The sequence below is a fragment of the Kitasatospora sp. NPDC048722 genome, assembly GCF_040650235.1.
Lineage (GTDB): Bacteria > Actinomycetota > Actinomycetes > Streptomycetales > Streptomycetaceae > Kitasatospora.
In genome coordinates this window covers 111,597-132,744 of record NZ_JBEZGX010000008.1, presented here as the reverse complement: position 1 = coordinate 132,744, position 21,148 = coordinate 111,597, and the positions used below count along the sequence as shown (strand labels likewise).

At 75.5% G+C, this 21,148-nt stretch carries 22 protein-coding genes; 11 read left to right on the top strand and 11 right to left on the bottom strand.

All coding sequences use genetic code 11. The features are described from left to right. The first annotated feature begins 42 nt into the window (after positions 1–42). A complete protein-coding gene (locus tag AB0C76_RS09180; RefSeq protein ID WP_359962005.1) occupies positions 43–663 on the top strand; it encodes a TetR/AcrR family transcriptional regulator in 621 nt (206 codons plus the stop codon). A gap of 148 nt (positions 664–811) precedes the next feature. Further along, positions 812–3,280 (top strand): SpoIIE family protein phosphatase, encoded by a 2,469-nt coding sequence (locus AB0C76_RS09175; RefSeq protein ID WP_359962002.1) that lies wholly within the window; start codon positions 812–814, stop codon positions 3,278–3,280. Positions 3,281–3,341: 61 nt separating this feature from the next. Here the strand turns inward: AB0C76_RS09175 and AB0C76_RS09170 are convergent, their stop codons facing one another. The 8 genes from AB0C76_RS09170 to AB0C76_RS09135 form a co-directional block, all read right to left on the bottom strand. Then, positions 3,342–4,934, bottom strand: coding sequence for an MFS transporter (locus AB0C76_RS09170; RefSeq protein WP_359961999.1), 1,593 nt, complete (start codon positions 4,932–4,934; stop codon positions 3,342–3,344). A 73-nt stretch (positions 4,935–5,007) separates the two neighbouring features. Beyond that, complete coding sequence (locus tag AB0C76_RS09165) at positions 5,008–5,607, bottom strand: helix-turn-helix domain-containing protein (protein WP_359961996.1); 600 nt, start codon at positions 5,605–5,607, stop codon at positions 5,008–5,010. Positions 5,608–5,752: 145 nt separating this feature from the next. After that, the gene (locus AB0C76_RS09160; RefSeq protein WP_359961994.1) at positions 5,753–6,145 is read right to left on the bottom strand and encodes a cell division protein SepF; all 393 of its coding nucleotides are present in this window, start codon (positions 6,143–6,145) and stop codon (positions 5,753–5,755) included. A gap of 272 nt (positions 6,146–6,417) precedes the next feature. Continuing rightward, on the bottom strand, positions 6,418–6,681 hold the full coding sequence (locus tag AB0C76_RS09155) for a DUF664 domain-containing protein (protein WP_359962137.1): 264 nt from the start codon (positions 6,679–6,681) through the stop codon (positions 6,418–6,420). Beyond that, a complete protein-coding gene (locus AB0C76_RS09150; protein WP_359961991.1) occupies positions 6,678–6,932 on the bottom strand; it encodes a DUF664 domain-containing protein in 255 nt (84 codons plus the stop codon). Before AB0C76_RS09150 ends, AB0C76_RS09155 begins: the two co-directional genes overlap by 4 nt. A 58-nt stretch (positions 6,933–6,990) precedes the next feature. Continuing rightward, positions 6,991–7,686 carry a VTT domain-containing protein gene (locus tag AB0C76_RS09145; RefSeq protein WP_359961988.1) on the bottom strand — a complete coding sequence of 232 codons (696 nt, stop codon included), beginning with the start codon at positions 7,684–7,686 and terminating at the stop codon, positions 6,991–6,993. Positions 7,687–7,704: 18 nt separating this feature from the next. Next, positions 7,705–7,857 carry a hypothetical protein gene (locus AB0C76_RS09140; protein WP_359961985.1) on the bottom strand — a complete coding sequence of 51 codons (153 nt, stop codon included), beginning with the start codon at positions 7,855–7,857 and terminating at the stop codon, positions 7,705–7,707. A 97-nt stretch (positions 7,858–7,954) separates the two neighbouring features. Next, positions 7,955–9,184, bottom strand: coding sequence for an MFS transporter (locus AB0C76_RS09135; protein WP_359961982.1), 1,230 nt, complete (start codon positions 9,182–9,184; stop codon positions 7,955–7,957). Positions 9,185–9,317: 133 nt separating this feature from the next. Between AB0C76_RS09135 and AB0C76_RS09130 the strand changes: the two genes are divergently transcribed. From AB0C76_RS09130 to AB0C76_RS09095, 8 genes are all read left to right on the top strand, one after another. Beyond that, on the top strand, positions 9,318–10,508 hold the full coding sequence (locus tag AB0C76_RS09130; protein ID WP_359961979.1) for an ROK family transcriptional regulator: 1,191 nt from the start codon (positions 9,318–9,320) through the stop codon (positions 10,506–10,508). Between the two features lie 157 nt (positions 10,509–10,665). Beyond that, complete coding sequence (locus AB0C76_RS09125; RefSeq protein ID WP_359961976.1) at positions 10,666–11,082, top strand: TOBE domain-containing protein; 417 nt, start codon at positions 10,666–10,668, stop codon at positions 11,080–11,082. A 68-nt stretch (positions 11,083–11,150) separates the two neighbouring features. Then, positions 11,151–11,597, top strand: coding sequence for a hypothetical protein (locus AB0C76_RS09120; RefSeq protein WP_359961973.1), 447 nt, complete (start codon positions 11,151–11,153; stop codon positions 11,595–11,597). Beyond that, on the top strand, positions 11,594–12,349 hold the full coding sequence (locus AB0C76_RS09115) for a glycerophosphodiester phosphodiesterase (RefSeq protein WP_359961970.1): 756 nt from the start codon (positions 11,594–11,596) through the stop codon (positions 12,347–12,349). Before AB0C76_RS09120 ends, AB0C76_RS09115 begins: the two co-directional genes overlap by 4 nt. After that, a complete protein-coding gene (locus tag AB0C76_RS09110) occupies positions 12,346–13,425 on the top strand; it encodes a winged helix DNA-binding domain-containing protein (RefSeq protein WP_359961967.1) in 1,080 nt (359 codons plus the stop codon). The genes AB0C76_RS09115 and AB0C76_RS09110 overlap by 4 nt, the downstream gene beginning before the upstream one ends. A 95-nt stretch (positions 13,426–13,520) precedes the next feature. Then, positions 13,521–14,633, top strand: a complete 1,113-nt coding sequence (locus AB0C76_RS09105) for an AI-2E family transporter (protein ID WP_359961964.1) — start codon at positions 13,521–13,523, stop codon at positions 14,631–14,633. Positions 14,634–14,764: 131 nt separating this feature from the next. After that, the gene (locus AB0C76_RS09100; protein ID WP_359961961.1) at positions 14,765–15,649 is read left to right on the top strand and encodes a virginiamycin B lyase; all 885 of its coding nucleotides are present in this window, start codon (positions 14,765–14,767) and stop codon (positions 15,647–15,649) included. Positions 15,650–15,654: 5 nt separating this feature from the next. Then, on the top strand, positions 15,655–15,924 hold the full coding sequence (locus AB0C76_RS09095; protein ID WP_359961958.1) for a hypothetical protein: 270 nt from the start codon (positions 15,655–15,657) through the stop codon (positions 15,922–15,924). Here AB0C76_RS09095 and AB0C76_RS09090 read toward each other — a convergent pair. Genes AB0C76_RS09090 through AB0C76_RS09080 form a run of 3 tightly spaced genes read right to left on the bottom strand, consistent with a single transcriptional unit; the run spans position 15,915 to position 20,447 of the window. Beyond that, entirely contained in the window at positions 15,915–16,472 is a 558-nt protein-coding gene (locus AB0C76_RS09090) for a GAF domain-containing protein (protein ID WP_359961955.1), read from the bottom strand. The two genes, AB0C76_RS09095 and AB0C76_RS09090, sit on opposite strands and share 10 nt — an antisense overlap. Beyond that, a complete protein-coding gene (locus tag AB0C76_RS09085) occupies positions 16,456–17,310 on the bottom strand; it encodes a S8 family serine peptidase (RefSeq protein WP_359961952.1) in 855 nt (284 codons plus the stop codon). Before AB0C76_RS09085 ends, AB0C76_RS09090 begins: the two co-directional genes overlap by 17 nt. Beyond that, positions 17,307–20,447 (bottom strand): adenylate/guanylate cyclase domain-containing protein, encoded by a 3,141-nt coding sequence (locus tag AB0C76_RS09080; protein ID WP_359961949.1) that lies wholly within the window; start codon positions 20,445–20,447, stop codon positions 17,307–17,309. The genes AB0C76_RS09085 and AB0C76_RS09080 overlap by 4 nt, the downstream gene beginning before the upstream one ends. A 335-nt stretch (positions 20,448–20,782) precedes the next feature. Between AB0C76_RS09080 and AB0C76_RS09075 the strand changes: the two genes are divergently transcribed. Beyond that, positions 20,783–21,058, top strand: a complete 276-nt coding sequence (locus AB0C76_RS09075) for a hypothetical protein (protein WP_359961946.1) — start codon at positions 20,783–20,785, stop codon at positions 21,056–21,058. The last annotated feature ends 90 nt before the right edge of the window (positions 21,059–21,148 follow it).

Sequence of the window (21,148 nt, the reverse complement as noted above, 5' to 3'; positions counted from 1 at the left end):
CGACCCGCCGAGCTCCCACCGGAACAGGAACCGCCAGCACCGATGACCAGCCACCCCGCCGTCCGCACCCCCCGGCAGGACCGCAGCCGTGCCACCCGCGCCCGGTTGCTCGCGGCGGCCGTGGACTGTCTGGCCGAACGCGGCTGGCACGGCTCCACCGTCGCCGTGGTCGCCGAACGCGCCGGGGTCTCCCGGGGCGCCGCCCAGCACCACTTCCCGACCCGCGAGGACCTGTTCACCGCGGCCGTCGAGCACGTCACCGCCGAGCGGCTGGCGGCCGTCCGCGCCCACGCGGACGAGCTGCCGGCCGCCGGCCCCGACCGCACCGGGGCCGTCGTCGACATGATCGTGCGCCTCTACACCGGCCCGCTCTTCCGCGCCGCCCTGCACCTGTGGACGGCCGCCGCCACCGAGGAGCCGCTGCGCGAGCGGATCATCGCCCTGGAGGGCCACGTCGGCCGCGAGGCCCACCGGGCCGCCGTCGAGTTCCTGGACGCCGACGAGACCCGTCCCGGCGTGCGCGAATCGGTGCAGGCCACCCTGGACCTCGCCCGCGGCCTCGGCCTGGCCAACCTGCTCACCGACGACAGCGCCCGACGATCCGGAGTGATCCGGCAGTGGGCGGGCCTTCTGGAGAGTACGCTGCGCCCGGTACGCCCATGACGCCCGCACAACAGGAGCGACCGGAACGGCCCCCTCCAAGGGGTCGCCGGGCGGCCGATGTCCGTGCAGTCTGGAGAAGAATCCCGGCCGGCACCGACCGCGAGGCCCACCCGGCCGGGCACGAGCCGAACCGGGGTGCTGCCTGATCATGCACGGACACGAGTGGGACGCGACCGACGCCGCCGGCCCCGCACCGGGCGCCACCCCCGCACGTCCCGAGGGTCACCGCCTGGTCCCGCTCGCCACCGTCCTGGTCCAGGGCGACGGCCTCATCCTGCACTGGAGCGAGGACGCCGAGGCCCTGCTCGGCTTCACCGCCGACGAGGCCGTCGGCAGCTACGCCGCCCGGCTGCTCACCGACGAGAGCGACCGCGGCGAGGTGCTCGCGATCTTCCAGCGGATCATGGACGGCACCGGCACCTCCTTCGTCTTCCCGGTGCGCCACCGCGACGGCCACCGGGTCGAGCTGGAGTTCCGCACCTACCCGATCGCCGGCCCCGGCGGCACCCTCCTGCTGCTCGCCACCGCCTCGGACACCGGCGCCATCCACGAGATCGAGGCCGACCTCGCCGTCCTCGACGGCATCTTCGGCCGCTCGCCGATCGGCATGGCCGTGTACGACACCCAGCTGCGCTACGTGCGGATCAACGAGGCGCTCGCCCGGATGAACGGCGTCCCGGCCGCCGCCCACCTCGGCCGCCGGATATCCGCCGTCCTGCCCGGCATCAACACCGCCGAGATCGAGCAGACCATGAGACAGGTGCTCAGGACCGGCAGGCCCGTCGTGGACGCCCGCTCGCACGGCCGCGTCCCCGGGGACCCGAGGCGGGACCACGCGTGGTCCGCCTCCTACTTCCGCCTGGAGGACTCCACCGGCCGGGTCTTCGGCGTCGCCTCCTCGATCATCGACGTCACCGAGCGCTTCCAGGCCGAGGCCCGTGCCTCCCGCGCGCAGGAACGTCTCACCACCATCGCCGAGGCCACCGCCCGGATCGGCACCACCCTCGACCTCCAGCGCACCGCCGAGGAGCTGATCGAGGCCGTCGTGCCCCGGTTCGCCGACTTCGCCACCGTCGACCTCCTGGAGCCGGTGCTGCGCGGCGCCGAGCCCACCGCGATCCCCGCCGACCGCGCGATCAAGCTGCGGGCCGTCGCCGTCGGCGAGTCCTACGAGTCCGGCCTCACGCACGCCGTGGACGCCGTCGGCGAGACCTCCGAGTACGCCCCCCACCGCAGCTACACCCAGTGCCTGCGCAGCGGGAAGCCGCTGCTGCGCGCCCACGTGGACGAGGAGGTCCTGCGCGGCCTGGTCGCCAGCGAGGAGCGCGTCGCCCCCGGCATCGCGGCGGGCATCCACTCGTACCTGATGGTGCCGATCTCGGCCCGCGGCATGGTCCTCGGCGGCTCCGAGTTCATCCGGATGCGCAACTCCGAGCCGTTCACCGACGCCGACGTCGCCCTCGCCGAGGAGCTCGTCGCCCGCACCGCCCTCGCGCTCGACAACGCCCGGCTCTACCGGCGCGAGCGCGAGACGGCGCTCACCCTCCAGCGCAGCCTCCTGCCGCAGGAGATCCACCGCACCCTCGGCCTGGAGATCGCCTACCGCTACCTGCCGAGCAGCGTCGTCAGCGAGGTCGGCGGCGACTGGTTCGACGTCGTGCCGCTGTCCTGCGGCCGGGTGGCCCTGGTGGTCGGCGACGTGATGGGCCACGGCATCCGGGCCGCCGCCACGATGGGCCAGCTGCGGACCGTCGCCCGCACCCTCGCCACCCTCGACATGCCGCCCGAGGAGGTCCTCACCCGACTGGACGAGACCGCGCACGGAATCGGCGAGGGCCAGTTCGCCACGTGCATCTGCGCGGTCTACGACCCGCTGGAACGCACCGTCCAGGTCGCCTCCGCCGGCCACCTGCCGCCGGTGTGGGTCGGCCCCGACGGGCTCGCCCGCCGGGTCGACCTCCCGCCCGGCGTGCCGCTCGGCGTCGGCGGCGTGGCCTTCGAGTCGATCGAGTTCACCCTCCCGGAGGGCGGCATGGTCGCCCTCTACACCGACGGTCTGGTCGAGCGCCGCGGTCAGGACATCGACAACGGCATCGACGTGCTCGCCCGCACCCTCGCCGAGCCCGGCCGCACCCTGGAGCAGACCTGCGACGCCGTGCTCGGCGCCCTCGTCACCGACGGCACCGACGACGACATCGCGATGATCATGGCCCGGGTGCTGCCGCTGCCCGCCGACCGGATCGCCACCCTCCCGCTCACCGGCGGCGGCCGCCTGCCCGGCAAGGCCCGCCGCTTCACCCGGTCGACCCTGGAGCGGTGGGGCCTGACGGCGCTCGCCGACTACGCCGAACTGCTGGTCAGCGAGCTCGTGACGAACGCCCTCCTGCACGCCGACGCCCCGCGCCGCCTGCGGCTGTTCCGCGACCGCGTGCTCACCGTCGAGGTCTCCGACGCCGGCGGCCAGACCCCGCAGCTGCGCCCCTTCGCCGAGCAGGACGAGGGCGGGCGCGGCATGTTCCTGGTCAGCGAGCTCGCCCAGCGCTGGGGCAGCCGACTGACCAGGGACGGCAAGGTGGTCTGGGCCGAGCTGGAACTGCCCTTCGGGGTGGGCCACTGACGGCGGCGGCCCCGCACCCTCGTGGGTGCGGGGCCGCAGAACCGTTGAGCCACAGAATCGTTCAGGCATCCGCCTTCTCGGGCGCCGGCCGGACCTCCACCGGCCCGGTGGCCGGGGTGCAGAGCCCGCGCAGCAGGCGCCAGGCCATCGCCGCGGCGCCGATCAGCAGCACGGCCGAGGCGATGCCCGCGACGTTCATGCCGTGGACGAACGCGTGCTTCGCGCTCGCCAGCAGTGGCTCGCCGACGGCCAGCGGCAGCCCGTGGGCCGCCTCGACGGCCCCGCCGAGCGACTCGCCCGCCCGGGTCGCGGCGGCCCGGTCCACGCCCTGCGGCACGGACAGCCCGCTCGCGTAGAGCGAGCCGACGACCGAGCCGATCAGCGCGATGCCGAGCGCGGTGCCCAGCTCGTACGCCGTCTCCGACACCGCGGAGGCGGCCCCGGCCTTGTCGGCCGGCGCGGCGCTCAGCACGAGGTCGGCGCCGAGCGTGTAGACCACCCCTTCGGCCGTCCCGACCAGAAGGAACGAGGCGGCCAGCACCAGGTACGTGGTGTCCTGCTGGAGCCAGCCGAGCACGCCGACGCCCAAGCCCATCGCCAGCAGGCAGAACGTCAGCGCCGCCCGGGCGCCGGTGCGCCGGACCAGCCGGGCGGTCAGCAGACCGCCCGCCACCGAGCCGGCGAAGGCCGGCAGTTCGGCGAGGCCCGCCTGCAGCGGCTCGTAGCCGCGGACCAGCTGGAGGTACTGCGAGGTCACGAAGACCACGCCGGACAGACCGATCAGTGAGATCAGCGAGGCCAGCACGGCGGCGGTGAACCGGCGGTCGCGGAACAGCCGGACGTCCAGCAGCGGGGTGTCCAGCCGGAGCTGGCGGCGGACGAAGACGGTCAGCGCGGCGGCGCCCACGAGGGCGGCGAGCGGCACGTCCCACCGCGCCACGCCGTTCGCGGCGGCCTCCTTGACGGCGTAGACGGCGCCGACCACACCGGCCAGCGACAGCACGACGCTCAGCACGTCCCAGCGGCCCGGCCTCGGGTCCCTGGACTCGGGCAGCAGCCAGGCACCGAAGCCCAACAGCAGGAGCAGGACGGGGATGTTGAGCAGGAACACCGAACCCCACCAGAAGTGCTCGAGCAGCGCGCCGCCGACCACCGGCCCGAGTGCGGCGCCCGCGGCCGCGGCGGCGCCCCAGATGCCGATCGCGGTGGCCCGCTCCCGGTCGTCCGGGAAGAGGCTGCGGATCAGCGAGAGGGTGGACGGCATGATCGTCGCCCCGGCCACGCCGAGCAGGACGCGGGCCAGGATCAGCCAGCCGGGCCCGGGCGCGTAGGCGGCGAGCAGCGAGGCGGCGCCGAACGCGGTGGAGCCGGCCAGCAGCAGCTTCTTGCGGCCGATCCGGTCGCTCAGCGCGCCCATGCTGACCAGCAGGCCGGCGAGGACGAAGGAGTAGGCGTCGCCGATCCAGAGCAGCTGGGTGCCGCTGGGGCGCAGCGTCTCGCTGATGGAGGGGATGGCGAGGGAGAGGACGGTCGCGTCGACGGCGACCAGGGTGACGGCGAGGACGAGGACGGCCAGGCCGCTCCAGCGGCGGCTCGGAGCCGTCGTGCCGGAGGTGTCGGAGCTGCCGGAGGTGGTCAGGACGGTGCTGCTCATGCGCCCGCCCCGCTTCGCTCGGCAGGCGCTTCGCACGGTGCGCACCTTGTGATGATTCGCTCGCTGCGCTTACTCATGGTTTATCGGTTTCCGTTGAGCGGGCCGAGGAGGGTGTGGGAGCGGGGGAGGACGCTCGGCGCAGGGCGCCGCCGAGGAAGAGCTCGGTGATCGAGAACGCGGCGTCGCGCGGGGCGAGCCGGCCGTCCTGGATGGCCCAGCCGACGCCGGCGACGAGGTCGAAGAACGCCTCGCTGAGCCAGGCCGCGGACAGCTCGATCCGGAAGACGCCCTGTTGCTGACCGCGCAGGAACAGGGCGTGGAGCCGTTCGGTCTGGGCCTCCCAGAGCGCGTTGATGTTCTCGTCGTCGTAGAGCTGGTTCTCACCGGCCAGGAAGGCACAGAGCATCGCGTCGGGGACGGCGACCTCGACCAGGCGTCGCACCGCGGCCTCGGCGTCGCCCTCCCCGGCGGTGGCGGTGTCCAGCGCGGCGGCGAAGCGATGCAGGCTGAGCAGGCCGACCTCGCGGATCAGGGCCTCGCGGCCGGGGAACAGCCGGTGCAGCGTGGCGCGGCTGATGCCGGCGGCGCGCGCGATCTCGTCCAGGTGGGCGGTCGGACGGCGGGAGAGCACGCTGACGGCGGCTTCGAGGACGGTGTCGCGGTCGGTGGCCATGCTTCGAGTGTAGTTCACATGAGACGTGGACGTCTCAAAATTGGAACCGATGCTTCAGGTGGGATGTCCGAGCCCGGTGGCGGGCAGCAAAAAAAACGGGGACGGCGGTTGCCGTCCCCGGTCCTCGTACCGCTCCCTCGGGAGCTCAGCTCTGGTTGTAGAACCCGGTGTCGTCGAGCGGGCGGTCGATCACCATGACCTCGACGTCGGCCGGGGTGAGCAGGAAGACCCGGCGGGCGATCCGTTCGATGCCGCCCTGGGTGCCGAAGATCAGGCCGGAGGCGAAGTCGACCATCCGCTTGGCCTCGGCCTCCTCCATCTCGGTGAGGTCCATGACCACCGGAGTGCTGGCCCGGATGTGCTCGCCGACGGTGCGGGCGGCCTCGAATCCGGTCGGCCGCAGTGAGACGATCTTGGCCGGCGACGGCATCGCGGGCACGGTGTCCCGTTCGCTCCACTCGTCGTCGTACACGGCGGCCGGGTAGTGCCCCGAGGGCATCAGCCACCCGTTGTGGTGCTCGTCGCGAAGTGCTCCCATGCCGCGCCTCCCTGCCTCGTCCCCGGCCGCGTCCCCCCGGGTGCGCGTGCCCTTCTTGACACGTCATCCACTCGTCGGAACTGTCCGAGTATCGCACTGTTCACCGGCCCCGTGCCCGCTCGCGCCCCCCGTACGAGTCGTGCCGCGCCGGAAACCCGGGCGAACCCGGGTACCAACATCGACGCGGGTGGCTCGCGTACGGTTGCGCGCGTAGACCTTATCGGTCGTGGTCGCCGCGTAATTGACCTTCTGTCAACAATGCGGAAACGATTTCACTCGCCGGTCCTGCCGTCCAGCAGCTCGCGCAGAAAATCCGCGTGACCGTTGTGCCGCGCGTACTCCTCGATCATGTGGACGAGGATCCAGCGGAGCGTCACGTCCGCGTCGCGGCGCTGCCGTTTGCCCACCGTGTCGAGCGGGAGGCCCGCGATCGCGCGACGGGCGGCGTCGACCTCGGCGTGCCAGGTGGCGAAGTCGGCGGCGACGTCCGCGGTGGCGACGTCGTCGAAGTCGCCGTCCTCGTTCTCCTCGGTCAGTAGTGACCGGTGCTGATGTCCGCGCCGAGCAGGACGCCCTGGAACCAGTACTGCTCGACCTCGGCCATGTGCCGCACGAGTCCGAGGAGGGACAGGCCGGACGGCGGGACGGAACGCGTGCGCAGCTGGTCGTCGGTGAGGCCCTCGCACTTGAGGGCGAGGGTGCTGCGGTGGAAGTCCAGCCAGGCCGTCAGCATGGTGGTCTCGTCGGCGGACATGGGCGGGTCGACCCGCGGCGTGAGGTTGGTCATGGCCGCCATGGTGGCGCCGGACGGGGGTGGATCGCGAGCGAATAAACGCCCGTACGGCTCAGGCGGTGGCGCGGCGGCGGGCGACGGCGGCCCGCCAGAGCGAGACCAGGGTCACCAGGCCGAACACCCCGATCACGCCCGCCGACAGCAGGAAGGACGCCGAGCCGGGCTGGCGCGCGCTGGCCGCGGCCGTCACGTACACCGCGGTCGTCGGCACGACGCCGACGGCGGTGGCCAGGACGTACGGCACGAAACGCGTGCCGGAGAAGGCGGCGCCGTAGTTGCCGGCCTGGAACGGCAGGCCGGGCATCAGACGCAGCAGCAGGACGCTGCGGAAGCTCTGGTCGGTGAAGCGGCGGTCCAGGGCGGTCAGCATCCTTCCGCGCAGGAAGGGGCGCAGCGCGTCGCGGCCGAGGGCCCGGCCCAGGCCGAACGCCGCCGCCGCGCCGAGGGTGGTGCCGAGGACGGCGAGCAGGGTGCCCTGCTGGATGCCGAGCAGCAGCCCGGCGGCGGCGTTGAGGGCCGGGCGGGGCAGGAAGGCGAGCGTGCCGAGCGCGTAGACCGTGACGAAGGCCGGCGCGAGCCAGTACCCGGGCACCCCGGCGGGCAGCCCGCCGCGCAGGAACGCCGTCGGGCTCCACAGCAGCAGCGACCCGGCGGCGGCGCCGAGGATCAGGACGAGCAGCGCGAAGCGCCACCACGGCGAACGCGGTGCGGGCTCGGGCGGTGCGGAGGCTGCTTCTGGTGCGGGCACCGCCCGAGCCTAGCCCTCCTACGCGTACGGGTCCTTCTCGGGGCTGTAGTGCCAGAACTGGTTGTCCCCGGCGTGGAAGTCCCACTGGATGACCGGGGTGCCGTCGGCGATCACGCCGCCGGTGAGGGCGACGGCGGCGGCGGCCGTCGCGAGTCTCGTGCGATGGGTCATCGGTGCGCTCCCCGTGGTCGACGTCGGAGTGTTCGACCGCGCCGGGCACGGAGAAGTTGTGCGCCGATCGGGGGAAGACGTGCGGGTGCCCGACGCCTCAGAGCGTCGAGAGGTCGTTCCTCGCCGACGCGGTCGCGCTGCCGGACGGGCCGCCGGGTGCGTTCCGTTCGCCGCGGCGCAGCGCCCCGGCGCTCGGCACCAGGGCCAGGGCGAGCACCGTGACGAGGGCGAAGGAGACGGTCAGCGAGGTGGCCTGGGCGAGCCCGCCGACGACGGCCGGGGCGATCAGGCCCGAGGTGTAGGTGACGGTGGCGACGCCCGCGATGGCCTGGCTGGGGTTGGGGCCGCTGCGCCCGGCCGCCGCGAAGGCGAGCGGGACGATGACCGCGATGCCGACGCCGATCAGCGCGAAGCCCGGGATGGCGAGGGCCGGTTCGTCCGCCAGCACGACGAGCACGCCGCCCGCCGTCGCGGTGGCGCCGCCGAGCCGGGTCGCCCGGACGGCGCCGAGGCGGCGGATCACCGCGTCCCCGGCCAGCCGGCTGACGGCCATGGTGAGCGCGAACGCGGTGTAGGAGACGGCGGCGACGGTGGCCGACGCGCCGGTGACGTCGCGCAGGTAGACGCCGCTCCAGTCCATCGAGGCGCCCTCGGCGAACACGGCGCAGAAGCCGACCAGTCCGATCACCAGCGAGCTGCGCGGCGGCAGCGCGAACCGCGGCGGCGCCTCGGCCTCCTCCGGCGCCCGCAGGTCGGGCAGGCCCCGGCAGACCGCCTGCGCGAGGGCCAGCAGCACGAGGGCGGTGACGGCCAGCTGGAGGCGGGCGTCGAGGTCGAGGTGGGCGGCGGCGATGCCGAAGCCGGAGGCGAGCAGCCCGCCCGCGCTCCACATCCCGTGCAGGCCGGACATGATCGAGCGGCCGAGGCGCTCCTCGATCTCCACGCCCTGCGCGTTCATGGCGACGTCCGACATGCCCGACGTCGCGCCGTAGACGAACAGGGCCGCGCACAGGACGGGCAGCGACGGCGCGAGCGCGGGCAGGGCCAGCGCCAGGCACCAGAGCGAGACGAGCCCGCGCACCGCGGCCCGCCCGCCGTAGCGGTGGACGAACCGGCTGGCCAGCGGCATCGCGAGGAACGAGCCGACGGCGGGCATCACCAGGGCGAGCCCGAGCTGGCCGGGGGAGAGGTCGAGGCGGTGCTGGATCCACGGGATCCGGCTGACGAAGCTGCCCGTGACGGCGCCGTGCACGGCGAACACCAGGGCGATGCTCGCCCTGGCCCGCCGGGGCGCGGGCAGCGGGTCCAGCGGTGCGGTCGTGGTCATGTGGGGTTCCCTCCCGGTCGCACGCGGCGGATCGGCCGGCGGCGGCGGTTTGCTGCTGCGGCGGTTTGCTGAGGCGGGCGATAAATTATCAGGAAGGGACCCTGATAGAAACACTCTGGAAGGATGAGCGTCCATGACCACCGTGCGTACGGCCACGCCGAGCACCGCCCGGGCGATCAACGACCGGCTGGCGCTCAACCTGCTGCTCGAACAGGGCCCCCTCACGGCCACCGAGCTGCGGGACCTCACCGGCCTGTCCCGCCCCACCGTCGCCGACCTGCTGGACCGCCTCCAGCGCACCGGCCTGGTCGCCGTCGTCGGCGAGCGCGGCGAGCAGCGCCGCGGCCCCAACGCCCGGGTCTACGCGCTGGTCGCCTCGCGGGCCCACCTCGCCGCCTTCGACGTCCGCTCCGGCGGCGTCAGCCTCGTCGTCGCCGACCTGGCCGGGCGCACCCTCGCCTCCGCCGAGGTCCCGGTCGACGACGGCGGCGCCCCCGACGCCGCCGACCGGATCGTCGGGACGCTGCTCGACCTCGCGCGCGGGGTCGGGGCCGAACGGCTGCACACCGTCGCCGTCGGCGCGCCCGGCTTGGTCGACCCGGCCACCGGGCGCCTCCAGAGCACCGGGGCGCTGCCCGCCTGGCACGGCGACCTCCTCGCCGCCCTGCGCGAGCTGCCCGGCACCGAGGTGATCCTGGAGAACGAGGTCAACCTGGCCGGCCGGGCCGAGTACCGGGTCGGCGCCGCCCGTGACCGGGACACCTTCGTGCTGATGTGGCTCGGCCACAGCGTCGGCGCGGCCGTCGTGCTCGACGGACGGCTGCGCCGCGGCTTCTCCGGCGGCACCGGCGAGATCTGCTTCCTGCCCGTCCCCGGGACCGTCGGCCTGCCCAGCGCCGCCAGCTGCGAGGGCGGTTTCCACGGGCTCGTCGGCAGCGCCGCCGTCTGCGAGCTCGCCCGCGCCCACGGCCTGCCCGCCGCCCCGGCCGGGGACGCGGCGGCGGCCGAGGCCGCCGTCCGCGCGGCGCTCGACGACCTCGACGCCGTCGACGGGCCGGGGCGGGCGTTCCTGGACGAGCTCGCCGAGCGGATCGCCCTCGGCGCGGCCAGCGTCTGTGTCGTCCTCGACCCCGGCTGCGTCGTCCTCGGCGGCGAGATCGGCCGGGCCGGCGGCCCCGAACTCGCCTCGCGGGTCGAGTGCCGGCTCGCCGAGCTGTCCCCGCTGCGCACCGAGGTGCGGGCCGGCACCGCGGGCGGCGGCGCGGTACTGGCCGGGGCCGTCCTGACCGCCGGGGACGCGGCCCGGCGGGACCTCTTCGGGTAGTGCCGTGCCCGGGGGCAACGCGGGGGCCTGCCCGGCCACGGCACCGGCCGTGGCGTCGAGGACCTGCGCCGCTTCGCGGGCCGGGGCCCCGGTACGGCAGGATGGCGGCGATGCGCCCCGCGCGCGCCCGTTCCCGAACCACCATCAGGAGTCGCACATGGGCCAGCCCGACCTGCCGGTCAACCCGTACCGCATCGGCGAGGCCGCGTCGCTGCTCGGCGTCAGCGCCGACACCATGCGGCGCTGGGTGGACGCCGGGCGGGTCGCCGCCGAGCGGGACGAGCACGGCCACCGGATCATCCCCGGCGCCGAACTGGCGTCCTTCGCCCGCGAGTTGGCCCGGCCGGAGAACGCCGAGGCGGAGGGCAGGCCGTCCTCCGCGCGCAACCGCTTCCCCGGGATCGTCACCGACGTCGTGCTCGGCGACGTGGCCGCCCAGGTGGAGGTGCAGGCCGGGCCGTTCCGGGTGGTCTCGCTGATCAGCCGGGAGTCGGCGGAGGAGCTGAACCTGGTGCCCGGCGCCCCCGCCACGGCCGTCATCAAGTCGACCAACGTGATGATCGAACGCCGCTGACCCGTCCGTCGCAGGCAGCCGCAGACAGCCGCAGAGCAGTCCGAGCCGAACGAGAGGCCCCGACCGGGATGACCCACCCGCACCTGCCGACCACCCAGAGCGCCGTGCTCGCGATCGAGGCCGTCGCCGGCCGGCACGGCCGCACGGCCCGCGCCCAGCACGACATCGGCCGCGACCAGACCTTCGCCGGACTGGCCGGCGCCGGCGGACCCGGCGGCGAGCTCGACGCCATCCCGCACGAGGCGCTGCTGGAGTTCGACGGCCGCCCGGCCGTCACCGTCCGCCTGTTCACACACGACGAGGCCGTCGTGAGCGTCGAGGGCATCCCCTTCGACGTCCGGCGCGACAGCCTCCCCGCGTTCCTGAACTCGGTGTGGGGCGGCCTGGTGCAGGTCAAGGCCCGCACCTTCCCGCCGTCCACCACGATGACCGTCACCGTGCCCGGCGAGCCCGCCTACCGCGAGGGCGTCGGCGTGCGGGACCTCACCCCCTGGATCGCGGGGCTGATCCGATGACCGCCGACCGTACCCCCGCGGGCCGCACCCCGGCCGGCCGCACGCCCGCGGACCGGCGGCCGGTGCTCGCCGTCGCCCACCGCGGCGACCCGTACCGCTTCCGCGAGAACACCCTCGCCTCCGTCGAGTCCGCGCTCGTCCGCGGCGCCGACGCCGTCGAGGTGGACGTCCAGCTCACCCGGGACAAGGTGCCCGTCCTCCTCCACGACCGCACCCTGGAGCGCCTCTGGGGCGACCCCAGGGACATCGGGCGCGTCACCGTCGACCAGCTCGACGAGCTTCGCCGCGGCCCGCTCGCCGTGCCGACCCTCGCCGAGGCGATCAAGACCGTGGCCGCCGCCCCCGGGGGCCGCCGACTGCTCCTCGACCTCGACGAGCCCGGGCCGGCCGCCGCCACCTGGTCCGTCGTCACCGGCCTCGGCGCCGAAGGGCTGGTCGCCTTCTGCGGCCCGGCCACCGCGATGCTCGCCGTGCGCGCCGTCGCCCCCGGCGCCGAGATCGCGCTCACCTGGAAGCAGCCCCGACTGCCCGTGCGCGCCCTGCTCGACGACCTGCGCCCGCGCTACCTCAACCCGCCGTTCGGGCTCGTCACCCCGGAGTTCACCGCCGCCGCGCGGGACGCCGGACTGGCCGTCTCCACCTGGACCGCCGACCTGCGCCGCACCATGCGCCGGCTGCGCGACACCGGCGTCGACTCCATCACCACCAACCGGATCGACGTGCTGCGCTCGGTCCTGGACGGCCGCCGGTGATCGGTCCGAGGTCCCTCGGGCGCGCGGTGCTGGCCCGCCAGCACCTGCTCGACCGCACCGACCAGGAGCCCGTCGCGGTGGTCCGCCACCTCGTCGGGCTCCAGGCGCAGGCGGCGCCGCAGCCGCCCTACCTCGGCCTGCTCTCCCGGATCGACGGCTTCGAGCGCGGGCGGCTCACCGCGCTGATCGAGGAGCGCGCCGTCGTCCGGATCGCGCTCCAGCGCGGCACGATCCACCTCGTCACCGCCGAGGACTGCCTGACGCTTCGCCCGCTCCTCCAACCGATGCTGGACCAGGGCTTCCGCAGCAACCACGGCAAACGTCTGCCGGGGGTGGACCTCGGCGCACTCGCCGCGGAGGCACGGGAGCTGGTCGAAGAACGGCCGCGCACCTTCCAGGAGCTCGGCGGGCTGCTCGCCGCCACCCGGCCGGAGTGCGACCCGAACGACCTCGCCCAGGCGGCGCGCTGCCTCCTGCCGCTCGTCCAGGTGCCGCCGCGCGGGATCTGGGGCCGCGGCGGCGCCGCCGCCCACACCACCGCCGAGGCCTGGCTCGGCCGCCCGCTCGACCCGGCGCCCTCGCTGGACGACCTCGCCCTGCGCTACCTCGCCGCCTTCGGCCCCGCCACCGCCGCCGACCTGCAGAAGTGGTGCGGACTCAGCCGGCTCGGGCCGGTGCTCAAGGGGCTCGCCCCGCGGCTGTTCACCGACCGCGACGAGCAGGGCCGCGTGCTCTACGACCTTCCGGACGCGCCCCGCCCGGACCCGGACACCCCGGCGCCGGTCCGGCTCCTCGCGCCCTTCGACAACCTGCTGCTCTCCCACGCCGACCGGACCCGGGTGCTGGCCGACGCGCACAAGGGCCGGGTCATGACGCAGAACGGGCTCGTGCACCCCACCCTCCTCGTGGACGGCGCCGTCGCCGGGACGTGGCAGCTGACGGCCGGGCAGGACGTCGTCGTCCGCCCGTTCGCGCCGCTGCGGCGCGCCGACCGGCAGGCGGCGGAGGCCGAGGCGCAGCGGGTGGTGGCCTTCGCGGGGGGCACCGGCGCCGTCCGCTTCGAGGTCGCCGAGTAGCGGGTGGCGACAGGGCGCACAACGGGCAATTCGGCTGATCGTCTGATGGGATGGGTCGGTTCGCACTGATGTGACGACCCGGAGGTCCCGTGTCCGTGGAACCCCCTTCCGGCGGTGCGCCGGACCACCGCAGGCCGTACCTGATGCTGCCGCCCGCGATGCGGCGGGCGGCGGCGTGGTCGCTGGCGGTCATCCTCCTGATCGCCGTCGCCTCGCTGGTGGTCTTCGCGCTGTTCGCGCTGAGGGCGGCGACCGTGCCGTTCGTGCTGGCGCTGCTCGGGGCCTCGCTGCTGTACCCGGTGGTGCCGTGGCTGGTCCGACGGGGCGTCGGGCGCAGCCTGGCGGCGGCCCTGACGTGCGCCGTGCTGGTCGCGGCCGTCGGCGGGGTGATCGCGCTGCTGGTCAACTCGCTGGTGCACAGCGCCCCGCAGATCGCCACCGCGCTCCAGGACGCCGGGCGGCGGATCGCGGACTGGCTCGGGCCCTTCGGCGAGAAGATCCAGCACGCGCTCGGCAACGCGAAGGGCGAGACGAATTCGCTCGTCTCCACGCTCGGCAGCGGCGTGCTCTCCGGGCTCGGACTGCTCACCCAGCTGCTCACCGGCGGGGTGCTGGCGCTGGCCCTGGTGTTCTTCTTCCTGCGGGACGGCCACCGCACCGGCGAGTCGATCCGCTCCTACCTGCCGGGGCGCGGCGGCGACACCGTGGTCGCCTGCGCCGAGCGGGCGTTCGACGCGATGGCGGGGTTCATGCGCGGCACGACGCTGATCGCGCTGATCGACGCGGGCTTCATCACGATCGGCCTGGTGGCCCTGGGGGTGCCGGGTGCGCCGGGGCTGGGCGCGCTGGTGTTCATCGGTGCCTACATCCCGTTCGTCGGGGCGTTCCTGTCCGGGACGATGGCGGTGCTGGTGGCGCTCGCGGACGGCGGGCTCGGGACGGCGTTGTGGGCGCTCGGGGTGGTGCTGGCGGTGCAGATGATCGAGGGAAACATCCTCCAGCCCGTCATCCAGAGCCGGACGGTGGAGCTGCACCCGGCCACCATCATGGTCGCGGTGGTGGCCGGCTCCGGGGTCGCCGGGATCCTCGGGGCGCTGCTCGCGGTGCCGCTGTGCGCGGCGGGCGCGGGCATCGTCTCCGTCCTGCGCGGCGTGCCCGGCCCCCGCGGTGTGCGGCGCGCGGCGGAGGGGGCGGGCGTCCAGGAGTAGGTGACGGGCCGACCGGTGCCGCGAGGGCCCCGGGGCGCCGGTCGGCCGGCCGGCAACCGGGTTGCCGGGGGCGGGCGGGAGGTGCGAGGATGCTAATGCGACGGAAGTCGCGATATGACTCGGGGGTGTGGATGACGCAGCGCGTGGTGGAACGGTTCGAGGTCGCGGGTCCGGAGGACGGGCCGTACGGCGTCGCGGTGGGGCCGGACGGAGGTGTGTGGTTCACGCTCGTGCACGCGGGGGAGATCGGACGGCTGGCGCCGGACGGGACGGTCGTCCGGTACGGGCTCGGGGCGGGCGCGTGCGGGCCGGCGGCGATCACCCCGGGGCCGGACGCGGCGCTGTGGTTCACCCGGATGCGGGATCACCGGATCGGGCGGATCGGGGCCGACGGGAGCCGGTCCTCGTACGCCGTGCCGACGGCGGAGGCCGGACCGTACGGGATCGCCGCGGGGCCGGACGGCGCGCTCTGGTTCACCGAGATGAACGCCGGCCGGATCGGGCGGATCACCCTGGACGGCGACGTGACGGAGTTTCCGCTGCCGCTCGCGGACGCCTTCCCGTCGATGATCACGGCGGGCCCGGACGGCGCGCTCTGGTGCACGCTCAACCAGGCGGACGCCGTCGCCCGGGTGGGCGTCGACGGCCAGGTCGTCGTGCACCGGCTGCCGGCCGGCACCGCGCCGGTCGGCATCACGGCGGGGGCGGACGGCGCCCTCTGGTACGTCGGCATCGGCGGCGGGCTGGTCGGGCGGATCACCGTGGACGGCGAGGCCACCGAGCACCCGCTGCCCGACCGGGCGGCCCGGCCGCACGCGATCGCGGCCGACGCCGCCGGCCGGCTCTGGTTCACCGAGTGGGGCGCCGGGCGGATCGGCGTGCTCCACCCGGACGGCCGCCACGACGCGTACCGGCTCCCCGGCCCGTCGCCCGAGCCGCACGGCATCGCGGTCGGGCCGGACGGCGCGGTGTACGCGGCGCTGGAGCGCGGCGAACTCGTCCGGCTGGCGGGCTGATCCGCGTGCCGGGACAACGGAACCGGCGGCGCAAGCAGGAGGAGGAACTGCGTCGTCAGAGCGAGGCGCGGGCGGCGGCCGGGGCCGCCGCAGGGCCGTGGGAGGTGCTGTTCAGCACCGAGGACCACCGGGAGTTCCGGGCGTTCGTGCACCGCCTGTACGCGAGCGGCGACCTGCCGACGGACGCGGAGGTGGTCCACGACATGCTGTGCGGGCGGCTCGTCCACCCCACCGTGTACCGGCTGCGCATGCGGCGGCCGAACGTTCAGGGCTGACGCCGCAGCAGGTCCTCCAGGTCGGCGAGCAGGCCGAGCGCGACCGTCCGGTCCGGGGCGGGCACCGGGGCCGGGGCGCGTTCGGTCAGCACGCGCAGGGCGGCGGCGGCCTGGCGGGCGAACAGCGCGAGGAGGTCCAGCTCGGGCAGGCTCGCGCGGGCCTGCGGGGCCGGGTCGAGCACCTCCAGGACGCCGAGCACCCGGCTGCCGTGCGTGAGCGGGGCCGCCATCAGCGCGTCCGGCACGTAGGCCGTGGACTCGGCGAAGTCGCGGTCGAAGGTGCGGTTGGCGGCCAGGTCGTCGACCACCATCGGCTCGCCGGAGGCGGCCACCCAGCCCGCGATCCCCGCGCCGGCCGGGAAGCGGCGGCCCACCAGGGACTCCTCGCCGCGGCCGGACACGGCCTGGAAGACCAGCTCGCCCGCCGCCTCGTCGAGCAGGCAGACCGAGCCGGCCTCGGCGCCGAAGATCGCGCGGGCCACGTCCACCACGGACTGCAGCAGCTCGCGGGCGAGCGGGTCGACGGCGGGGTCAGTGCTGAGTGTCATCGGGCGCCTCCGGGGTGGGGGTGGACGGGACGGGCCGGACGTTGGCCGCGGTGAGGTAGAGCGCGTTCTTCAGCTGGAAGGTGGTCAGCCGCGGCTGCCGGGACAGCAGCCGGGCGCACAGCCCGGCGACGTACGGGGTGGCGAAGCTGTTGCCGGTGGTGCGGATGCTCGCGCCGCCGAGCCACGGCACCCGGACGTTCTGGCCGGGGGCGAAGAACTCGACCGGCGGCGCCGGGTTGTAGAGGTGGCGGGCCGGCTCGTCCTCCTGGTGGCTGCCGACCGAGATGACCGAGGAGAACCGCCAGGGGAAGCTCTCCACCGGAGTGTTGTGGGCGGAGGCGACGATCGCCGTGCGGGCGAAGTAGGCGTCGTCGGCGAGGGCGTGCAGCTCCCCCAGGAAGCGGGTCCGGGTGGTGGAGAGGCTGAGGTTGATCACGTCGAAGCCCTGCTCGACGGCCCAGCGCAGACCGGTGAGCAGCATGTCGCCGGTGCCGGTGAAGCGCTCGCCGAGCACCCGGACGCTGTAGAGCCCGCAGTCCGGGGCGGTGCGGCGGATGATGCCGGCGCACGCGGTGCCGTGGCCGCAGGTGTCGCCGGTGCGGTCGGGGCGGACGACGAGCTCGCGGGTCGCCGGGTCCCTGACGACGGCCCAGGCGCCGTCCAGCGGGCCGACCAGCGGGTGGTCGGGCTCGACGCCGGAGTCGACGACGCACACGCGCACGCCCATGCCCGTCCCGCCGCCGTCGGCCCCGTCGGCGGGGGTGCCCTGATCGGCGAGGACCGGGAGGTCGGCGGCGCCCCGGCCGCGCAGGCTCCAGGTGAGCCCCGCCGCGCTCACCGCGCGCCACCGAGGCGCTCGGCCCGCCGGACGCCCGGCTGGTGGCCCTTGGCGGCGTAGCGGTCCCGCGCGGCGGCCGCGGCGACGGAGGCCTCCGCGGGCCGGTCGAGCAGCAGGAGGGCGTGCGCCCGGTCGAGCGCGGTGTCGGCCTGGAGGAGCGGGGAGTCGGTGACCTCGGCGGCGCGGACGGCGGCTGCGGTCAGGTCGAGCGCCGGGCCGCGCTCGCCGCGGGTCGCGAGGAGCCGGCCGCGCAGCGCGTCCCGCTCGATCGCGAGGACGGGCGGCAGCGGGGCCGGGCCGGCGGTGCCGTCCGGGCCTTCGAGGCCGTCGAGGTGGCACGCGGCCTGGGCCGGGCGCTCGGCGTCCAGCAGGACACGGGCGCTGTCGAGGGCCAGGCGCGGCAGCGCGCCCGGGGTGCCGAGCCGACGGGCGGCCTCGGCGGCGTCGGCGAGCAGGTCGAGGGCCTGGGCACCCTGGCCGGTGGCCGCGGCGGCGCGGGCCGTCAGGGCGGGCAGCGTGACCATCGCGTCGGCCAGCGAGAGCTCGCCCGCCAGGCCGTTGGCCTCGGCGAGCAGGAGCTCGGCCTCGCCGGGCCGGTCGCGCATGGCCAGCAGGACGGCGAGCGGTCCGCCGAGGGCGACCCGGACGGTCCGGCGGCCGGTGCCGTGCTCGGACAGCAGGGCGCGCAGCCGGAAGACGGTGTCGGGCACCGGTTCCGGGCCCGACAGCAGGGCCTCGGCCAGTGCGCCGAGGACGGCGGCGCGGTCCAGCTCCGCGCCGGTGCGCGAGACGTGGCCGAGGGCCTCGTCGAGCAGGCGCTCGGCGGCTGCGGCCCGACCGGTCCGCAACTGCTCCTCGCCGAGGCGCAGCAGGGCGCGGGCCCGGCCGAGGTCGTCCCCGGCCCGGGTGAAGACGGGCAGGACGGCGCGGGCGGTGGCGGCGGGCTGGTCGGGCCCGGGCCGCAGGCCGCGGGCGGCCAGGACGAGCCGGGCGTGGGCGGCGTCCAGCGGGTCGGCGGCGCAGTCGCGGACCTGGGCGAGGACGGGCAGGGCCTCGTCGGCCCGGCCGGTGGCGAGGCGGGCCTCGCCGAGGCGGCGCAGCACCGGGCCCGCGGTGCGCTCGTTCGGGTAGTGCAGCCGGACGGAGCGTTCCAGCAGGTCGGTGGCGGCGGCGAGGTCGGCCCGGTCGAGGGCGCGGGCGCCCGCGGCGCCGAGCGCGGCGGCGGCCCGGGTGCGCAGGGTGTCGGTGCGGGCGTCGAGCAGGCCGAGTTCGAGCCGGAAGCGGTGGGCGGCCTCCAGGTGGCCGCCGACGGCGGCGTCGCCCGCGGTGCGGACGCCGGGCAGGTCGGCGGCGCGTTCGTGGCGCTCGGCGCGGGCCCGCTTGGACATCGACTGGTAGACGGACTCCTGGACGAGACCGCTGCCGAAGCGGTAGCCGCCGTCGAAGGGTTCGACCAGGCGGCGCTCGGCGAGCCGGGCGAGCGCGGCGTGCAGGCGGGGCGGGGTGTCCTCGCCGTCGGCGGCCGGGCCCGGCAGGCCGGGCAAGCCGACGATCGGGCCGGTGAAGACGTCGTCCTCGGGGTCGGCGAAGGCGTCCTGGTCGCTGCCGCCGCGGGCGAGCCGGGCGAGTTCGGCGGCGGTGAACGCGCGGCCGAGGACGGCGGCGAGGTCCAGCGTGGTGCGCTCGTCGCGGTCCAGGTCGGCGATCCGGGCGCTGAGCAGCGCCCGCCCGGTGGGCGGGAGTTCGTCGGTGAGGACGGGCCCTTCGGCCTCGGTGAGGGCGGCCAGCAGCTCCTCCAGGTGCAGCGGGTTGCCCTCGGCGCGCTCCAGCAGGCGGGTGGGGACGGTGTCCTGGTGGGCGGTGAGCTCGGTCAACTGGGCAGCCAGCAGGGCGGATTCGTCCCAGGACAGGCAGCCCACCGCGAGGTCGGGCAACTCGGGCCGGGAGGCCGGGAGTTCGGGGCGGGCCAGGCAGAGCAGCAGGACCGGCGCCGGGCCGAGCGCGGCGACCAGCCGCTCGGCGGCGTCCAGCAGGGCCGGGCCGGCCCACTGGCAGTCGTCCAGGACCAGCACGGCCGGACGCTCGACGGTGCGCCCGCGCAGGATCGCGGCGAGGCGGGCGCAGGCCTGCTCGGGGCCGAGCCCGGCGGCGGTGGCCTCGTCAAGTCGGGCGAGTGCCTCGGCGGGCGCACCGGCCCCCGGTTCGTCCAGCAGGGCGCGGAGCGCCTCCGCGAGCGGGGCCAGGGTGCTGCGCCCGCCGTAGCTGCGGCAGCGGCCGGTGCCGCAGCGGGCGGTGTGCCGGCCCGTCCGCTCCACCCACTCGCGTACCAGCCGGGTCTTGCCGATCCCGGCCTCGCCGTGCACCACCAGCAGCTCGGCGCCCTCGCCGCCGGCCACCCGGGCCAATGCGTCGTCGAGACGGGCGAGTTCGCGGGCGCGGCCGACCAGTGGGACGTCGAAGCGGCGCAGCAGCTCCGGGTCGTCCTCGTCCAGGCCGACCAGGCGGTAGGCGGTGACCGGCTCGGCCTTGCCCTTGAGCTGGAGCGGGCCGACCTCGTGCACCTGGGCGGCCGGGCCGGCGGCGCGCAGCGTCTGCGGGCCGATCAGCACCTGGCCGGGGGCGGCCCGGGTCTGCAACCGGGCGGCGATGTTGACGGTCTCCCCGGAGATCAGCGCCTGGCGCGCGGAGGCGTCCGAACCGGCCACCACCTGGCCGGTGTTGACGCCGATCCGGACGTCCAGGCGTACGCCCAGGGTGGCGTCCAGCTCGGTGTTGAGGTCCGCCAGGTCCTCCAGCATGGCTAGCGCGGCGGCCAGTGCGCGGTGGGCGTCGTCCTCGCGGATCACCGGGACGCCGAAGACGGCCATCACCGCGTCGCCGATGAACTTCTCCACCGTGCCGCCATGTGCCTCGATCTGACGGTGCATCTGGTCGAAGTAGCGCAGGATCACCTCGCGCAGCGTCTCGGGGTCGAGCGCGCCCGAGAGGGCGGTGGAGTCGACCAGGTCGCAGAAGACCACCGTGACCAGCTTGCGCTCCTCGCCGGCCAGGTCGAGGGCGGCGGCCCGGGGGGTGCCGCAGGAGGGGCAGAACTGGTCGTTGGTGGTGGCGAGTTGGGTGCAGAGCGGGCAGGGCATGGTGGCAGTCCTTCGCTGGTCCTTCGCGACTGGGGGCGGGAGCGGGTGCGGGAGGGGTGCGGAAAGGGCGGGTGCACGCCCAGGTTTTCGGGCGGGGCTTAGAGCCCGGTTCGCAGGCGCCTCGCAGGCGGTATGGCCGCAGGTGGGGAGGGGTGCGGGTGGCGCGTCGGCCGTGGTCGGGGCGGTGCGGGAGCCCTCGGCGGCGCGCTGAGCTGCGGCCATACCGCCCGCATGCCGCTCCCGAAGCCGGCCCGAGGTGCAGGTGCCTACCGTCGGTGCCGCGGCGGCGATCCGGCCGTCGGACAAGGTACTCGTTCCGAGAGAGGGGATCGGCCATGGCCGAGAACATCGAGCCGGTTGTCGGCGAGGACGGCTGGGACGGTCGGGAGGGCGTCGAGGGCGCCGGCTGGGCCGAGCGCTCCGAGGTCGAGGCGCACGGCGAGGACGGCCGGGACGGCTCCGAGGGCGTCGACGGGAGCGAGGAGGCCGAGGTCGAGGCGCACACCGCCAACGTCCTCGACCTCCAGGCCATGAAGATGCTGCACGAGGCCTCCGACGGCGCCTGCTTCAGCCTGATCAGCTACGTGCACGGCGCCGAGACCTCCGCCTGACCGGGCGGAGCCCGGCGACGCCCGCGGCGGGGGCGGGCGCACCACCGCCCCCGGCCGGGCTTGTACCGCGGCACGACGGACCCCGTCCCT

Excerpts from the sequence above, each read along its gene's own strand:
- AB0C76_RS09180 (WP_359962005.1), top strand. The coding sequence starts at position 43 with ATGACCAGCCACCCCGCCGTCCGCACCCCCCGGCAGGACCGCAGCCGT.
- AB0C76_RS09175 (WP_359962002.1), top strand. The coding sequence starts at position 812 with ATGCACGGACACGAGTGGGACGCGACCGACGCCGCCGGCCCCGCACCG.
- AB0C76_RS09170 (WP_359961999.1), bottom strand. The coding sequence starts at position 4,934 with ATGAGCAGCACCGTCCTGACCACCTCCGGCAGCTCCGACACCTCCGGC.
- AB0C76_RS09165 (WP_359961996.1), bottom strand. The coding sequence starts at position 5,607 with ATGGCCACCGACCGCGACACCGTCCTCGAAGCCGCCGTCAGCGTGCTC.
- AB0C76_RS09160 (WP_359961994.1), bottom strand. The coding sequence starts at position 6,145 with ATGGGAGCACTTCGCGACGAGCACCACAACGGGTGGCTGATGCCCTCG.
- AB0C76_RS09150 (WP_359961991.1), bottom strand. The coding sequence starts at position 6,932 with ATGACCAACCTCACGCCGCGGGTCGACCCGCCCATGTCCGCCGACGAG.
- AB0C76_RS09140 (WP_359961985.1), bottom strand. The coding sequence starts at position 7,857 with ATGACCCATCGCACGAGACTCGCGACGGCCGCCGCCGCCGTCGCCCTC.
- AB0C76_RS09135 (WP_359961982.1), bottom strand. The coding sequence starts at position 9,184 with ATGACCACGACCGCACCGCTGGACCCGCTGCCCGCGCCCCGGCGGGCC.
- AB0C76_RS09130 (WP_359961979.1), top strand. The coding sequence starts at position 9,318 with ATGACCACCGTGCGTACGGCCACGCCGAGCACCGCCCGGGCGATCAAC.
- AB0C76_RS09125 (WP_359961976.1), top strand. The coding sequence starts at position 10,666 with ATGGGCCAGCCCGACCTGCCGGTCAACCCGTACCGCATCGGCGAGGCC.
- AB0C76_RS09120 (WP_359961973.1), top strand. The coding sequence starts at position 11,151 with ATGACCCACCCGCACCTGCCGACCACCCAGAGCGCCGTGCTCGCGATC.
- AB0C76_RS09115 (WP_359961970.1), top strand. The coding sequence starts at position 11,594 with ATGACCGCCGACCGTACCCCCGCGGGCCGCACCCCGGCCGGCCGCACG.
- AB0C76_RS09100 (WP_359961961.1), top strand. The coding sequence starts at position 14,765 with ATGACGCAGCGCGTGGTGGAACGGTTCGAGGTCGCGGGTCCGGAGGAC.
- AB0C76_RS09090 (WP_359961955.1), bottom strand. The coding sequence starts at position 16,472 with ATGACACTCAGCACTGACCCCGCCGTCGACCCGCTCGCCCGCGAGCTG.
- AB0C76_RS09080 (WP_359961949.1), bottom strand. The coding sequence starts at position 20,447 with ATGCCCTGCCCGCTCTGCACCCAACTCGCCACCACCAACGACCAGTTC.
- AB0C76_RS09075 (WP_359961946.1), top strand. The coding sequence starts at position 20,783 with ATGGCCGAGAACATCGAGCCGGTTGTCGGCGAGGACGGCTGGGACGGT.